Annotated in this window: 15 protein-coding genes, 1 tRNA gene and 1 other RNA gene; 11 read left to right on the top strand and 6 right to left on the bottom strand. The window is 66.8% G+C overall.

The features are described 5' to 3' along the window. Positions 1–39: 39 nt before the first annotated feature. Positions 40–507: a glycine zipper 2TM domain-containing protein gene (locus CA260_RS13450; protein ID WP_111983588.1), complete on the bottom strand. Its 468-nt coding sequence runs from the start codon at positions 505–507 to the stop codon at positions 40–42. 150 nt (positions 508–657) lie between these two features. Here CA260_RS13450 and CA260_RS13445 point away from each other — a divergent pair, with 150 nt between their 5' ends. Next, positions 658–1,056: a DUF6165 family protein gene (locus CA260_RS13445; RefSeq protein WP_111983587.1), complete on the top strand. Its 399-nt coding sequence runs from the start codon at positions 658–660 to the stop codon at positions 1,054–1,056. Between the two features lie 108 nt (positions 1,057–1,164). On the opposite strand, the gene CA260_RS13440 is transcribed toward CA260_RS13445, so the two are convergent. After that, positions 1,165–2,208, bottom strand: coding sequence for a glycosyltransferase family 9 protein (locus tag CA260_RS13440; RefSeq protein ID WP_111983586.1), 1,044 nt, complete (start codon positions 2,206–2,208; stop codon positions 1,165–1,167). Between the two features lie 51 nt (positions 2,209–2,259). Here CA260_RS13440 and CA260_RS13435 point away from each other — a divergent pair, with 51 nt between their 5' ends. The 10 genes from CA260_RS13435 to CA260_RS13390 all read left to right on the top strand — a co-directional run bounded on the left by CA260_RS13435 (position 2,260) and on the right by CA260_RS13390 (position 8,673). Beyond that, positions 2,260–2,991, top strand: coding sequence for a 3-deoxy-D-manno-octulosonic acid kinase (locus CA260_RS13435; RefSeq protein ID WP_111983585.1), 732 nt, complete (start codon positions 2,260–2,262; stop codon positions 2,989–2,991). Between the two features lie 202 nt (positions 2,992–3,193). Then, positions 3,194–3,952: an MBL fold metallo-hydrolase gene (locus CA260_RS13430; protein WP_111983584.1), complete on the top strand. Its 759-nt coding sequence runs from the start codon at positions 3,194–3,196 to the stop codon at positions 3,950–3,952. Positions 3,953–3,973: 21 nt separating this feature from the next. Next, on the top strand, positions 3,974–4,483 hold the full coding sequence (locus tag CA260_RS13425) for a DinB family protein (RefSeq protein WP_111983583.1): 510 nt from the start codon (positions 3,974–3,976) through the stop codon (positions 4,481–4,483). A 298-nt stretch (positions 4,484–4,781) separates the two neighbouring features. Continuing rightward, positions 4,782–4,874 (top strand) — tRNA-Ser (locus tag CA260_RS13420). 77 nt (positions 4,875–4,951) lie between these two features. After that, an RNA gene (gene ffs / locus CA260_RS13415) (signal recognition particle sRNA small type) lies at positions 4,952–5,048 on the top strand. A gap of 100 nt (positions 5,049–5,148) precedes the next feature. Further along, on the top strand, positions 5,149–6,816 hold the full coding sequence (dnaX, locus tag CA260_RS13410; RefSeq protein ID WP_111983582.1) for a DNA polymerase III subunit gamma/tau: 1,668 nt from the start codon (positions 5,149–5,151) through the stop codon (positions 6,814–6,816). A 21-nt stretch (positions 6,817–6,837) separates the two neighbouring features. Beyond that, on the top strand, positions 6,838–7,161 hold the full coding sequence (locus tag CA260_RS13405; protein WP_111983581.1) for a YbaB/EbfC family nucleoid-associated protein: 324 nt from the start codon (positions 6,838–6,840) through the stop codon (positions 7,159–7,161). A 143-nt stretch (positions 7,162–7,304) separates the two neighbouring features. Further along, positions 7,305–7,898 (top strand): recombination mediator RecR, encoded by a 594-nt coding sequence (gene recR / locus CA260_RS13400; RefSeq protein WP_111983580.1) that lies wholly within the window; start codon positions 7,305–7,307, stop codon positions 7,896–7,898. Positions 7,899–7,906: 8 nt separating this feature from the next. Continuing rightward, a complete protein-coding gene (locus CA260_RS13395; RefSeq protein ID WP_111983579.1) occupies positions 7,907–8,311 on the top strand; it encodes a GNAT family N-acetyltransferase in 405 nt (134 codons plus the stop codon). Positions 8,312–8,328: 17 nt separating this feature from the next. Next, on the top strand, positions 8,329–8,673 hold the full coding sequence (locus CA260_RS13390) for a histidine triad nucleotide-binding protein (RefSeq protein WP_111983578.1): 345 nt from the start codon (positions 8,329–8,331) through the stop codon (positions 8,671–8,673). Positions 8,674–8,757: 84 nt separating this feature from the next. Here CA260_RS13390 and CA260_RS13385 read toward each other — a convergent pair whose 3' ends face one another. Genes CA260_RS13385 through CA260_RS13370 form a run of 4 tightly spaced genes read right to left on the bottom strand, consistent with a single transcriptional unit; the run spans position 8,758 to position 13,285 of the window. Further along, on the bottom strand, positions 8,758–9,366 hold the full coding sequence (locus CA260_RS13385) for a Slp family lipoprotein (protein ID WP_111983577.1): 609 nt from the start codon (positions 9,364–9,366) through the stop codon (positions 8,758–8,760). A gap of 48 nt (positions 9,367–9,414) precedes the next feature. Next, positions 9,415–11,391, bottom strand: a complete 1,977-nt coding sequence (locus CA260_RS13380) for a transglutaminase TgpA family protein (protein WP_111983576.1) — start codon at positions 11,389–11,391, stop codon at positions 9,415–9,417. Next, entirely contained in the window at positions 11,388–12,344 is a 957-nt protein-coding gene (locus CA260_RS13375; protein WP_111983575.1) for a DUF58 domain-containing protein, read from the bottom strand. Before CA260_RS13375 ends, CA260_RS13380 begins: the two co-directional genes overlap by 4 nt. Then, a complete protein-coding gene (locus CA260_RS13370; RefSeq protein WP_111983574.1) occupies positions 12,344–13,285 on the bottom strand; it encodes an AAA family ATPase in 942 nt (313 codons plus the stop codon). The genes CA260_RS13375 and CA260_RS13370 overlap by 1 nt, the downstream gene beginning before the upstream one ends. Between the last annotated feature and the right edge of the window lie 41 nt (positions 13,286–13,326).

Below are 13,326 nucleotides of genomic sequence, written 5' to 3'. Positions count from 1 at the left end.
GGCCACGAGGCCGGCTTTTTCGTGGGACGTACGTGGCTGTTACTGGATGCGCACGACGTTGCCGTTCGGGTCGATCTGCACCAGGTCGCCCACGCGGATGGCGCTGGCGTCGGGCACGGTGACATTGCTGTAGGCACCATTGCCCATCTTGATGCGCAGGGTGAAGTTCTGGCTGCCGCGGCCGCTGTTGGCGCCGATGCGGTTGCCGGCATAGCCGCCGCCCACCGCGCCGGCTACCGTGGCCAGCGTCTTGCCCTTGCCGCCACCGACCTGGTTGCCGAGCACGCCGCCGGCGATACCGCCGATGATGGTGCCGGCCATGCTGTGGTCGTTGCCCTGGGTGACGTTCTGGTCGATGGCTTCCACCGTGCCGCACTGGTCACAGCGCAGGTAGATGCCATCGTTGCGGACCAGTACACCGTTGCGGCTGGACTGGGCGCTGGCGGCCATCGGACCGGCCGCCAGCAGGGCGGCCATCGACAGCACGAGAATACGGGGGTTAAGCATGGACTCTCTCTCCTTGGGGTCGGGTTCCGGCGCCAGTCTATCCGCAGAGACTGAACCGTCGGTCAAGACCCCGTTATCATGTGCGCTTCAAACCAGCGGCACCGTGATCGATACGACACGACGGCGCCCACTGTCATCCGCGGAGTTTCCATGAGCCTCATCCAAGTTCCGGTTTCCTACGGCGAGCTGATCGACAAGATCACCATCCTGGAGATCAAGTCCAAGCAGATCACCGACGCGGCCAAGCTGGCCAACGTGCGCACCGAGCTGGATCTGCTCAATGGCACCTGGGCGGCGCATCCGGCCTCGCGTACGGACATCAGCGACGAGCGTGCCCGCCTGCTGGCGGTGAACGAGGTGCTGTGGGACATCGAGGATCGCATCCGCCTGAAGGAAAAGGCCCAGGCATTCGATGCCGAGTTCATCGAGCTGGCCCGTGCGGTGTATTTCCGCAATGACGAGCGCGCTGCGGTGAAACGCGAGATCAACCTCAAGCTTGGTTCGCAGCTGGTCGAAGAGAAGTCCTACCAGGATTACCGCGCGCCCTGAGCGCGCCCCGCCCGCTGTTGCAGGAGCGCACCCCGTGCGCGATCGGCGCCGCGGCTTTACCGCTCCGTCGGCCTTTCGCGCACTGGGTGCGCTCCTACAGGAAAGATGTTACGCCAGGCCCAGGTGTGCGGCGCATGCCTCGAAGCGCTCGATCACTTCATCCACGCCGATGAGGTCCATCACGCCCGGCTTTTCGATCTTGCTGCCCCAGGGAATGTCGCTGGCCGGCTTGCCCAGGTACTTGCGCGAGGCTTCGTCGTACTTGTCCACGCACCAGCGCCGGTCGGAATAGGGACCGGAACGGTTCGGGTTGCTGGCGGCGTGCAGGCCAAGCACCTTGCAGCCGACGGTGTTGGCCATGTGCATCGGGCCCGAATCCGGCGTCAGCAGCATCGGCGCGCGGGTCAGCATCGCCATCATCTTCTTGAGCGTGTCCTTGCCCGTGAGGTCCAGCGGAGCGCGCTTGCACGCCACGAGCACGGCATCGGCCATGCTGCGTTCCAGCGGCGACGGGCCGCCCACCAGCACCACGCGCCAGCCACGTGTGCTTGCATGATCCATCACCGCGGCATAGCGCTCGGGCTGCCAGTTGCGAAGCGTGTGGCTGGAGGTCGGGCTGACCAGCAAGGTGGGCGTGTCGCCGGGTAGCTGCTCGGCGGCCCAGGCGTGCGCCTCCTCCGGAATCGGGATATCCCAGCGCACCTGCGTCTGCTTGAGGCCCAGCGGCTCGCAGAAGCTGCCGATGGCATCGAGCACGTGCTCGCCGGTGCGGGCAGGGATGCGTTCGCCGATCACCAGTCCGTGGCCGTCCTTGGCACGCGCCTTGTCGTAACCGATGCGTCGGTCCGCTTTCACGAACAGGCTCAGCAGGTTGGAGCGCAGTGCCACCTGCATGTGCAGCAGCGCATCGAAGCGTTTGCCTTCCAGCGCCTTGCCGACCTCACGCATGCCGGCGAAACCGGCGCCCTTGTCGAACGTCACGAAGTTCACGCCGGGCAGATCGCCCACCAGGCGGCGTTCGAGCTTGCCGACGATCCAGGTGGGCTCGGTCTGGGCCCAGGCGGCCTGCAGCGTGCGTACCAGCGGCACGACATGGGTGACGTCGCCGATGGCGGAGGTACGCAGCAGGCAGATCGAGGCGGGAGGGGTCATTAGGCTAGAATCGCTGGAATAGGGCTTGGAGCGGCATCGGAAGCACAAGGTATGGCGATGCAGGAACGAATCCGCGAAGACGCCGCCGGAGCGATTCTGTTCGACGCCGCGGTGTCGCCACAAGTCGACGCCGACTGGTTCGATCCCGAAGCGTGGCGCGTGCGCAACGCCCTGCGCCAGCAAAGCGGTGGCCGCGGTGGCGTGGCCATCATCGACACGCCCGCCGGCGAATGCGTGCTGCGCCATTATCGCCGCGGCGGCATGGTGGCGAAGCTGATGGGCGATCGTTACCTGTGGAAGGGCGCCGACCATACGCGCTGCTTCGCGGAATTCCGCCTGCTCGGGCGCATCGCCGCGCTGGATCTGCCCGGCCCGCAGGCCGTCGCCTGCCGATATCGGCGCACCGGGTTTTTCTATACCGCCGACCTGATCACCCGCCGCATCGCGGATGCGCATACATTGGCTGAGCTGCTCACCGAGGGACGGCTGGACGGCGAAGTGGCCGAACTGGTCGGTGCGCTGGTGGCCCGCTTCCATCGCGCCGGTATCTGGCACGCCGACTTGAACGCGCACAACGTATTGGTGACGGCGGAGCAGTTGTACCTGATCGACTTCGACCGCGGCCGCCAGCGCGAGCCGGCGGAAAGCTGGCAGCAGGACAACCTCCAGCGCCTGCGCCGCTCGCTGGTGAAGCTTGGAGCCGCGACGCAAGGCGAGGCCGCCTTCGAAGAACAGCTTTGGAAACCTCTCGTCTACCGCTACGAGCGTACAGTGAGAGCCTGACCATGGTTTCCTGGCAGTCCTCGTTGTCGTCGGGTGCTCGCTTGGCGACCACCCGACAACCCATCGGGCCGGGTCGTTTTGCGCCCAGGCCGGCGTCATCGCTCAGTCGTGTATTGACATACACTCCTTCACTCTTCCTTGCCCTGCACGTAAACCGATCCTGGCGCGGGCCACGAGGAGACCATAGTCAGGCTCTCTGCGCATGAATTGGACTCTGCATTTTCTTGGCGTCGGCGCCGCGCACGCGGTGGAGCTGGGCTCGTCGTCCGTGGTGCTCGAACGCGATGGCGCTCCCGTGCTGCTGATCGACTGCGGCCCCGACACGCTGGACCGGTATCTCGCCGCCTATGGCGAGCCGCCGCGTGCGCTCTACATCACGCATACGCACATGGACCATGTGGGCGGCATGGAACGGCTGTTCTTCCGGCTCTGGTTCGACGAGCAGTGGCGCGGTCGTACACGCGTGTTCATCCACGCGGGCCTGATGACCTGGTTGCAGGGGCGGGTCGCCGACTATCCGAGCGTGCTGGCCGAGGGCGGCGCGAATTTCTGGGAGGCTTTCCACCTGGTGCCATGCACGCGCGGCTTCTGGCTGGAGGGGCGGTGGTTCGATGTGTTCGGCACGCGGCATCACATGGCTGGCACGTCGTATGGCGTGGCGCTGGCCGGCAGCTTCGCCTACACCGGCGATACGCGGCCGATTCCCGAGGCGCTGGCACGCGTGGCTGACGGCGGCGAAGTGATTGCCCACGATTGCGGCTTGGTCGGCAACCCGTCGCACACGGGCATCGACGACATCGAGCGGGAGTATCCGGCATCGGTGCGCGAGCGGCTGCGCCTCTATCACTACGGCAGCGAGGCGGATGGCGCCGCGCTGCAATCGCGCGGCTATGCGATTGCGCGCGCGGGTGAACGCATCGCATTGCCCGCGCCGGCGCCACTGCGCCCCGACGCCGGCTGATTCATCGATTCGGAGGCAGCCATGTCGTCCAGTCAGCTGCAGAAGCTGCTCCGTTACCGGGCCTGGGCGGATCGCCTGACCTACGCCGCCGTGGCCGCCTTGCCGGAAGGTGCGGCCACCGCGCCGCGCGCCACCATCTTCGGCAACATGCTGCGCACGCTCAGCCACAGCTGGGTGGTCGATGACATCTTCCAGGCACACCTGCAGGGTCGTGCCCACGGCTACACCAGTCGCAACACGCCCGAACCGTTGCCGTTCGATGACCTGTGGCAACGCCAGCAAGCCATGAACGCCTGGTACCTCGACTATGCGGAAAGCCTGACGCCCGAGCGAGCGGTGGAAATCGTGCACTTCCGGTTCATTGGCGGCGGGGAAGGGCGCATGAGTCGAGAGGACATCATCCTGCACGTGGTCAACCACGCCACGTATCACCGCGGCTTCGTGGCCGACATGTTCTACCAGGTGCCGGCCAAGCCGCCGGCCACGGATCTGCCGGTATTCCTGCGCGATGTACCGCAACCGGCGGGCTGAGACGCGCCCTGGCTATCTTGTACGAATGGCGCCGTGCCAGTATCCTTTCGCCTCTTTGCCGGGCCCGAGTGCCCTGCAGGCAGGTTTCACCATTGCGGAGAGGTGTCCGAGTGGTTGAAGGAGCATGCCTGGAAAGTGTGTATACGGCTTATCCCCGTATCGCTTAGGGTTCGACAAATTCGTCTGGAACGAATTTGGACAACCGGAGGTTGGCCCCGAGCGTGAGCGAGGGGTGAGGCCCAGGAAGGGCCGAACCATCCCGCCCGTCGCGGATGGTCGCAGTAAGAGTTTTGCGTGCGGAGAGGTGTCCGAGTGGTTGAAGGAGCACGCCTGGAAAGTGTGTATACGGCTTATCCCCGTATCGCGGGTTCGAATCCCGCCCTCTCCGCCAGTTTCAAAAGCGCGACGATCCAGCATCGGCGCGAACATCGGGACTAGGGAATACCTTGTCCACGTCTATGGTGGCCCTGTCGGTCCCCCCGCGACGATAGTTCGTAAACTCCGCCAGGCCCGGAAGGGAGCAACGGTAGCGAATGATTCGGGTGCCGGGGTGTGGCTGGCAGGGCCGCCGCCTTTTCGGCACCGGCCCGGACCTGAGGCGATCGTTACTGACTTGCCCGCGGTGACTTGGCACAATCGGTTCTTGCCCCAAGATCAGGCCTCGAATGTCCTATCAGGTCCTCGCACGCAAATGGCGCCCCCGCAAGTTCGCTGAACTGGTCGGGCAGGAACACGTCGTGCGCGCGCTTACCAACGCGCTCGACACCGGGCGCATGCACCACGCCTACCTGTTTACCGGCACGCGCGGCGTGGGCAAGACCACCATCGCGCGCATCTTCGCCAAGTCGCTGAACTGCGAACGCGGTGAATCGGCCGATCCCTGCGGCGAGTGCGCGGTCTGCACCGCGGTCGACGCCGGCCGCTTCGTGGACCTGCTCGAGATCGACGCGGCCAGCAACACCGGCGTGGACGACGTGCGCGAAGTGATCGAGAACGCGCAGTACGCGCCCGCCCGCGGCCGCTTCAAGGTGTACCTCGTCGACGAGGTGCACATGCTCTCCAAGCCTGCCTTCAACGCCTTGTTGAAGACGCTGGAGGAGCCGCCGCCGCACGTGAAATTCCTGCTCGCCACCACCGATCCGCAAAAGCTGCCGGTGACGGTGCTGTCGCGCTGCCTCAAGTTCAATCTCAAGCGCCTGCTGCCCGAGCAGATCTCGGGCCAGATGCGCCACATCCTGGGCGCGGAAAACATTCCCTACGAGGACGCGGCGATCGCCGAGCTGGCACGCGGCGCCGACGGTTCGCTGCGCGACGGCCTGTCGCTGCTGGACCAGGCCATTGCCTACGGTGGCGGTTCGCTGCGCGCGGACGACGTGCGCGCGATGCTCGGCAGCGTGGCGCGTGGCCAGGTGATGGGCGTGCTGCAGGCGCTGGCGGAAGGCAACGGTGAGACGCTGATGGCCGAATGCACGCGCATCGCCTCGTTCTCGCCGGATTTCGGCGGCGTGCTGGACGACCTCGCCAGCGTGCTGCATCGCCTCCAGCTGATCCAGCTGGTACCGCGTTATCGCCCTGATGACGAGGGCGATGACAGTGCGCTCGCCGTGCTGGCCCAGCAGTTCGCTCCCGAGGACGTGCAGCTCTATTACCAGATCGCCACGACCGGTCGCCGCGATTTGTCGCTGGCGCCCGATGCGCGTACCGGCTTCGAAATGGCGCTGCTGCGCATGCTCGCGTTCCGTCCCGCCGATGACGGCGGTACGCCGGTCGAGCGGCCGTCAGGCACGGGTGCGCAGCGCGCGCCGGCACCGGCGCCTTCCCGCTCCGCGGCGCCTGTGGCAAACGAACGGATGCACGTCGCCAGTGTGGCCGAAACCCCTCGCGCCGCGCCGCCAGTCGTTGCTGCGCCCGTGGCACCGCGCGAGCCGGTGGCGCGTGACGCGTCCGGCCTGCCGCACTGGGACAGCCTGATCGAACAGGCGAACCTGCGAGGCCCGTTGGGTCAGCTGGCGCAGAACGCGGCGTTGCGTGGCCGCGACGGCCCCACCCTGATCCTCGCCCTGCAGCCGGCGCACATGCATCTGGCCGTGGAACCCATGGTGAGCCAGATGGAGGAACGCATCAGCCAGGCCCTGGGCGAGCGCGTCAAGCTGCGCTTCACCGAGGAGCGTGCTGCGTCGGTGGAAACACCGGCGGCACGAGCCGCCAGCGCCCGCGAAGCGGCCCAGTCGGCCGCGGAACAGGCCATCGATGAGGATCCACTGGTGCAGTCCCTCAAGCGCGAATTCGGCGCGCGCGTGGTGCCCCAGTCGATCAAGCCCTACGAAAACTGAAAGCAATAGCGGAGTAACGCCATGAGAGGACAGATCGGTCAGCTGATGCAGCAGGCCCAGCGCATGCAGGAGGAAATGAAGCGTGCGCAGGAAGAGATCGCCAAGCTCGAAGTAACCGGCAGCGCCGGTGGTGGCCTGGTGACCGTGCTGATGACCGGCGCGCACGAAGTGCGCCGCGTGCAGATCGACCGCAAGCTGTTTGCGGACGACCCGGAAATGGCCGAAGACCTGGTGGCCGCGGCGATCAACGACGCCGTGAACAAGGTCGCCGAGGTCAGCAAGAACAAGCTCGGCGGTGTGACCGCCGGCATGAGCCTGCCGCCCGGCTTCAAGATGCCGTTCTAAACCTGCCTCCCGTAGGAGCGCACCCAGTGCGCGACCGCGGAGCCTGGGTTGTACGGCGTCGTCAACACAGGCGAGCGCCAACGCCACTGTCCGCAGGTTGATCGCGCACTGGGTGCGCTCCTACAGGGTCGAATGTTCGATTCATGAGCAAACTCCTCACCGACCTCATCGAAGCCCTGCGTTGCCTTCCTGGCGTGGGAGGCAAGAGCGCGCAGCGCATGGCCTTCCATCTGCTGGAGCGCGATCGCGAGCGTGGCCTGCGCCTGTCGCAGGTGTTGGGGCAGGCGATGCGCGATATCGGCAATTGCTCGCGCTGCCGCAACTTCAGCGAGACGCCGGTGTGCACGCTGTGCGCCAGCAGCAGCCGTGACCGGCAGGTGCTGTGCGTGGTGGAGTCGCCGACCGAACTTGCCGCGATCGAGCAGGCCACCGGCTATCGCGGACAGTACTTCGTGCTGCTGGGCCGCCTGTCGCCACTGGATGGCCTGGGCCCGCAGGAGCTGGGCCTGGACCTGCTGGCCGACCGGCTCGCCGAGGGCGAAATCGAGGAAATGATCATCGCCACCAATCCCACCGTGGAAGGCGAGGCAACCGCGCATTACCTGGCGCAGCTCGCCCGCGCCGGCAACGTGAGGCCTACGCGGCTGGCGCATGGCGTGCCGCTGGGCGGTGAGCTGGAGTACGTGGACCGCGGCACGCTGGCCCATGCCTTCGGCAGCCGTCAGTCGCTGGACTGAGAGGGCGCATGGAACCGCAACTTTCGCGCGAGATTCCCGGCAACCACGAATACCGCGCGTTGCGCACGGCGGCAGGCCTCAGCGTGATGAGCGAAGAAGGCGCGGCGCTTGGCTTGCCCGCGAGCTGGTGCGCGGTGTGCGTGCGCGACAACGGCGAACTGATCGGCATGGGACGCGTGGTCGGCGACGGTGGCCTGTTCCTGTGGGTGGTCGATATCGCCGTGGCGCCAGCCAGGCAGGGACAGGGGTGGGGCCGGCGCATCATGCAAGCACTGATGGACGAGGTGCACGCGCGCGCACCCAAGCGCACCATGGTCGGCCTGATCGCCGACGGCACCGCGCACGAGCTCTACGAAAAGTTCGGCTTCAAGCTGGTGGCGCCTGGCGCGCACGGCATGCTGCTGCGTCTTTGAACGAAAGGAGTCCTGACATGGGCGACACCATCTTCGGCAAGATCATCCGTCGCGAAATTCCCGCGGACATCGTCTATGAAGACGACGACGTGCTCGCCTTCCGCGACCTCAACCCGCAGGCGCCGGTGCATGTGCTGTTCGTGCCGAAGCGGGCGATCGCCACGCTGGATGCGGCGACCACCAGCGACTCCGAGCTGCTGGGCAAGCTGCTGCTCGCCACCGCCGCCTATGCGCGCCGCGAAGGCCTGGCCGAGCAGGGGTATCGCACGGTGATCAACTGCAATGAACACGGCGGGCAGACGGTGTTCCATCTGCACGTGCATCTGCTCGGCGGCCGCCAGATGCATTGGCCACCGGGTTGATCCTTCGGGATCGACGGATGCGCGTCGCGCGTCCGTTGATGCGAGAAAAAAAACGCCGGCGCGAAGCCGGCGTTTTCATGTGGATCAGTGATGCGGCGGTGGTGGCATGGGACGAGGCACCGGCCGCACGATCACGCGCGTCGGGTAGTAGCCACCCCAGTAGCCATAGCCGCCCCAGCCATACGGCCCCCACGGACCCCAGTACGGGCCCCAGAACGGGTCGTACCAGCCGGGGCCGTAATTCACCATCACGCGCTCCGGCCACAGGTAAACCACGTTGGCGTCCACGCGCGGGTAGGCGTAGTTGTACTCGCCCACCTTCTCCTGCATGGTGCCGTGCAATACGCCGGTGACGGTGATGTCGCGATCGCGGGTGAACACTTCCGGATCGTAGAAGCCTGCGCGGCACGCGACGAAGCGGCCTTGCGTATCACTGTTGCTGCTGCTGGCGGCCTTCGGGCGCGCCTGGTCGTCCAGCGGGCGCTGCAGGATGAAGAAGCAGGTTTCGTTGGGACCGGGCCGGGTTTCGATGATCTGGCCGCCCCAGCGCACCTGCACTTCACCACCGCCGCCCTGCTGGGCGCCGACCGACGTGATCTCGGTGAACGTGCCTTGCAGTGGCTGCGGCACCGTTGCGCAGGCGGCCAGCGTGCCGATGGCAGTCGCGAGAATCAACGGCTTGTACATGGACATGACGCTTTCTCCATCGTGTAGCAGGCGCGGCGCGCCCGCGGTTCAATATCATTTGACCATGCGACGCGGTCGAAAGTCCCGTGCGGCCTGTCGAAAGTTCTTCAGCAGTTCCGCGGGCGGCTCGTCGTAGGCGTAACGCAATTCCAGATACGTCCTCATCAAGCGCTCCAATTCCGCGCGATGGGTGGGGAGGGCCCGAGCCGCGCGGATGAAGAAGTGCTGCGGTCCTTCGCTGTGGCGGCGTACCACGCCCAGCGAAGCCAACCGCCGCTCCAACAACTGCATCGATGCGCGTGCCGGGTCGTTCGCGGGGCGCTTCCACATCGCCCACGCAAGTCCCAGCGCCGCGAACAACGAACCACCGATGGCCAGCAGCAACCCCAACATGCCCGGGTCGGCGTCGCGCAGGCCGAACGGCGTCAGCAATCCATGCTGTCGCAGTGTGTCAAAGCCGATAACGCCTTGGTTCCACCAGCGGTTGACGACGTCCCAGCGGTTGCGCAGTCCGAGCCACCATTGACTGGGCGACCAGCCTGTCGCCTCGCCGGTCGCCGCCGCGGCGGCGCCAAGCCTGACGCGCTCGGGCCGCACCGCCGCCGTGGGGTCGACGCGTCGCCAGCCTTGGCCCGGTAGCCAGACTTCGCTCCATGCGTGCGCATCCGACTGGCGCACCAGCAGGTAATTGCCCAGTTCATTCCAGTAACCGCCCTGATAACCCGTGACCACGCGTGCGGGAATGCCGGCCGCGCGCATCAGCACGGTGAACGCGGAGGAATAGTGTTCGCAGAAGCCTTCGTGGGTGGAGAACAGGAAGTCGTCGACCGCATCCCTGCCCAGCGGCGCGGGCGCGAGCGTGTAACTGAAGCCTCCATCGTGGAACAGCTTCAGCGCCGCCTGCACGATTGCCTTGTCGTTGCTGCCGAACTCGGCGCGCCAGCGTTGCGCGAGCGCCTGCGTCTGCGGGTTGAAGCCGGCGGGAAGCCGCAGTCCGCGTCGGCGCTCGCGATCGTCGAGACGCGGTTCCAGGCGATAGGACGAGGCGGAGCGCAGCGTATAGGTCCGCGTGTCGTTCACGGGCCGCGCGGACAGCACCTCGTAATCGAAGCTGAGCAGCGCCTGCTCCGGTGCTTCGACAGGTACATCCAGCGCGGGCAGCACGCGCTGGCCGCTGGCCTCCAGGGTGATGGTGTAGCGCGTCAACGGGCTCTGGTGCTCGACCTCGCCGGGTGTGCCGCCGGTGCCGATGTGGCTCCAGCGGCGTCCGTCGTAATTCCACATGACGTACGCGCGGAAGTAGCGCTGCGATGTCGGCGGCGGAGCGGCGTCGAAGCTCACCCGCATGGCCGGCCGGTCGTCGGTGAGGAGATCGGTGAAATCGCCGGGCGACATGTCCTCGCTGAGGCCGGTTCGCGCTTGTCCCGGATTGGGCGTGCCCCACAGCGGGGAGCTCAGGCGCGGCACCAGCACGAAGGCCAGCAGCGCCAGCGGGAGCGAGGCAGCCAGCAATCCAAGTGCGGGCAACAGTTCGCGTGGAAGCGGGACCGCCGCATGGGTCGGTTCGAGCGCGCGCAGCGTGGCCAGCGCCGGCAGCAGGCCCAGCGCCACCAGTACCGTCGCGACCATGCCCTGGTCGAACAGCAGCGCGCTCATCAGCGCGAAGCAGGAGAAGGCGGCGCCGACCCGCGCGTCGCGCGCCGTTTCCGATTCCAGCAATTTCAGGACAAGCAGGCCGACGGCCAACGCGGCGCCGGGCTCGCGCCCGAACAGGCTGCCGTAGTAGAAGATCACCACGCCGGAAAGCAGCGCGACCAGCGGCAGCTTCAGCAGTGCCGGCGCGCGACCGCCGCGCCGGCGACGCTGCCACCAGCGGGCTCCCAGCGTGCCGGCGAGGGCGGCGGCCAGCCATATCGGCATGTGCGGCGCGTGCACCGCGAGCACCACGGCGACGGTGAGGCACAGCAGGTCGAACGGGCGCGCCTCGAGCGGCACCTTGGCGCTGCGGCGAAACCATGCGATGCGCCTCATGGCAATCGCGCCAGCGCGTTCATGCAATGCACGTAGTGGCTGCGTCCGTGGCCGAGGGCGATGTCCTCGCCAGGAAGCCATAGCGCAGTCGGCCTGCCGACCGCTTCGGCCTCGCCCAGCCATCGCGCCAATCGCGCGATGCGTGCTTCAGGCGACAGTGGCGACAGTGCACGCCAGTCCAGTCGCCATTCCTCACGGGCTTCCGGCTGCTCGAAATCCTTCACCAGCAGGTGCTCGTGACGAGCGCTGTGCTTCCACGCGATATGGCGTTGCGGATCGCCGGCGCGGTAATCGCGCAAGGCCGCGATGTCCTCGCCCTGGTGAAGACGGCGGCGCAGGTCGTATTCGCCCTGCAGCACCGGCGGTGGTCCGGCGGGCTCGGGGCGCGGCCATACCAGCACGGCGTGATCGGGATGGATCCAGCTCCATGCGTGGAACAAGCCCACCGGCCAGTTGCTCCACAGCTTGATGCGCGGCAACGGTTGCCAGCCCCGCTGCGAGGTGGCGAGATTCAGCGTCAGCCAGGTTTCCGTGCGTGCGGGTGCCATGAACGTTTCCGTTTGGCCGTCCATATCGGCATGCACGGAAGCGTGGGCATGATCGTCAGCGGCGAAAACCAGCTGGATCACCATGGACTCGCTCGCGATGGCCTGTCCCTGCCGAATGGCGCTCAGGCGCAGGCCATGGAGGCTGCGGAACGCCACCAGCATGCTCGTGGCGCATGCCGAACCCAGCATGCAGGTGAGCAGCAGCGCCGCATTGTTGGAGTAGTTGAGTGCGCCCAGCAGCATCACCAGCAACAAGAGGGTGAACGCTGTACCGAAAGCGGTCGGCACGATATAGACACGCCGGCGATGCAGCGTGATGGGCAGGCTTTCGGGCCGCTTGTAGCGGGTGAGCGCGGGCAGGCGCCGCTCGGCCCAGGCCTGAAGGCGACGGAATGCCGCCGGCATCAATCCACCGCGACGTCGGCCAGCAGCGCACGCGCCAGGCTTTCTCCGCTGGCGCCGCGCGTCGTGACCAGGCGATGCGCGGCCAAGGGAACGAACAAGGCCTGGATGTCCTCTGGCAACACATGCGAGCGACCGCTCAGCATCGCCCATGCGCGTGCGGCGCCGAGCAATGCGAGGCCCGCGCGCGGCGACAGGCCCACGCGGATGTCGGCATGTCGCCGGCTGGCGGCGAGCAGGGCCTGCAGATAATCGAGCAGGGCGCCGCTCGCGGTGATGGCCTGAGCATGGCGAGCGAGTTCGGTGAGGCCTGCGTTGTCCAGCTGCGGAGAGAGCTGCGCGAGCAGGTCACGCCGATCGCTGCCGGTGAGCAGTGCGCGTTCGGCCGTGGCATCGGGGTAATCGAGCGAAACACGCAGCATGAAGCGGTCGAGCTGCGAATCGGGCAGCGGGAACGTGCCGGCGAGATCGAGTGGATTCTGCGTGGCCACCACGAAGAACGGCTGCGGCAGCGCATGCGTTTGGCCGTCCACGGTGACCTGCGCCTCCGCCATCGCTTCCAGCAGCGCACTCTGCGTCTTTGGCGTGGCGCGGTTGATTTCGTCGGCCAGCAGCAGGCCGGTGAAGATCGGTCCCGGATGAAAACGAAACTGCGCCGTTTCGCGCTCGTAGACGCTTACCCCGATAATGTCCGACGGCAGCAGGTCGCTGGTGAACTGCACGCGCTGGAACTCCAGCGCGAAGCTCGCAGCGAGCGCATGCGCCAGCGTGGTCTTGCCCACGCCGGGTACGTCCTCCAGCAGCAGATGGCCACCCGCGATCAGGCAGGTGAAGGCGAGCTTGACCTGGCGCGGCTTGCCCAGCAGTACGCGATTGACCTGGGCCATCGCGGCTTCGAGTCGGGCGTGCAGCGTTTCATCGTGCAGCGGAGTGATGGCGGACATGGGGTTCTGGCAGTGGGGAAGGGCAGTGCAGGGCAAGAAGC

Source organism: Dyella jiangningensis (assembly GCF_003264855.1).
In the GTDB taxonomy this organism is placed as follows: domain Bacteria; phylum Pseudomonadota; class Gammaproteobacteria; order Xanthomonadales; family Rhodanobacteraceae; genus Dyella; species Dyella jiangningensis_C.
Note: the sequence above shows the minus strand (reverse complement) of the source record. Positions and strands in the feature narration are given on the sequence as shown.